Source organism: Mariniflexile aquimaris (genome assembly GCF_042676825.1).
Taxonomy (GTDB): Bacteria; Bacteroidota; Bacteroidia; order Flavobacteriales; family Flavobacteriaceae; genus Mariniflexile; species Mariniflexile aquimaris.
The window spans coordinates 1-1685 of the sequence record NZ_JBHTIB010000031.1 but is presented as its reverse complement, the minus strand read 5'-3'; the positions used below and the strand labels follow the sequence as shown (position 1 = coordinate 1685).

Genomic DNA, 1685 nt, shown 5'->3' with positions numbered 1-1685 from the left:
CAGCGTAAATTCTCCCGAAGCTTCGGGATTAATCTGTAGCCATATTTCAGGACAAGACATTTGAAAAAAACTTAATGAATATAATTGAAACACAAAGACACCCATTAAAATTCTATGCAACATTAGCATTTGGATTTCTTTTTTTATTTGCTTTAGGTTCATTTATGATTTTCATTGGTTTAGAAAATGAACCAAATCAACAAGCGGAGACCAAACGTATTATTATGCCAATTTTTGGGTGTCTAATTTGTCTTTTAGCGATTTGGATGGTCTATTCATATTGGAAAAATTCACCGAAAATTACTATTGACCGAAATAATTTAAAAATTGGAAATGAGACGTTTAGACTTAACAGTATCAAAGATGTAATACTAACAGGAAAAATGCCTTTTCGCTTTATAATAAACTTTCCAATGGAGGGAACTGCAATTTTATTTAATGATGGTAGAGATAAAATTTTGTTCGATGATATGTATTCAAATAGTTACGAAGTGAAATCGTTTCTCGAACAAGTTATTATCAACAAGCAAGAATTTAAAATAAATACACCAAAAAAAGTTAATAGTAACAAACTTCGATTTGAAAACACAGAAATATTTAAAGGAAATCAGTTCACAAGTTTGAGGGGAATTTCACTTTGGGTTCTAATTGGAGTTTTTGCTTTTCCGATAATTATTAAAGGAACAAGTCTAAAATTAGGAGGTTTAATATTCTTTTTCCTTTTTGGTACTTTTTGGTTTGTATTGCATTCTTGGTTAATGCACTACTTTGGACTAACAAAAGACTTTTTAATTATTCGGAATCATAATTTCATTTGGAAAGAAATAATTTACAATTATTCTGATATAAAAGAAGTAGTTTTTGAGAGCCAAGGAAAACAACCAAACTGTATGAGAGTTATAACAAATGATTTTAGAAATAAACTTTATCCAGCAGGAACATTAAGAGAAAAAACTTGGTTGGAAATGAAAAAGAAATTAGAAGCAAAAGGCGTGAAAGTAAGAAATGAATGCATATACGAATAATAAAAACGAGGCACAACACCGTATAAAAATAATTGCGGTTTAGTGCTAAATCAAAGGTCGTTGCGTGTTTGTAACATCTGATTTTCCTTCGGAAAATCCTCGCATACAAACCCGCAACTATTCTTATACATAAACGTTGTGTTTAATTTAAAAAATTACGTAAATTTTGAAATATTTATCATTTAAAGAAGCCAAAACAATATTGTATCTGATAATATCAGGAATGAGTTTCGTACTGATTTTGATTTGCATTGTCTTATTTAATCGAGAGAAATATTCTGACTTAGTATTATTACTTGTAGGTAGTAGTTCTTTAGTTTTATTCGTTTTAATTAAGCTAATTAAAATTCAAAAAATACATAATATTCAATTTGACCAAAATTATGTCTACATAGATTCTGACAAAAAAAAATTTAAAAAAGCGGACATAAAAAGTATTAAATACGGACTTTTGACCGCGAGTTATATTGATTTTAATAATAACGACAGATTTTATTTTCTAATAAACCAATCGGAATTTCTCACTCATAAACTGAAAAAAGAATTGATTTCCTGAATTGACTTAGAAGACAAAATCAACGTGAAAAAAATAAAAAACTAAACACAACACCGTGTATAAAAAATTGCTAGTTTTATACTAAACCAATGTTAGTTGCTTTG

1 protein-coding gene is annotated in these 1685 nt (G+C 28.3%); it reads left to right on the top strand.

Features of this window, described 5'->3' with window-relative positions:
• Positions 1-74: 74 nt before the first annotated feature.
• Positions 75-1025: a hypothetical protein gene (locus tag ACFQ0I_RS16460; protein WP_379944068.1), complete on the top strand. Its 951-nt coding sequence runs from the start codon at positions 75-77 to the stop codon at positions 1023-1025.
• The last annotated feature ends 660 nt before the right edge of the window (positions 1026-1685 follow it).

Coding starts and splice junctions, on each gene's coding strand:
- ACFQ0I_RS16460 (WP_379944068.1), top strand. CDS start 75: ATGAATATAATTGAAACACAAAGACACCCATTAAAATTCTATGCAACA.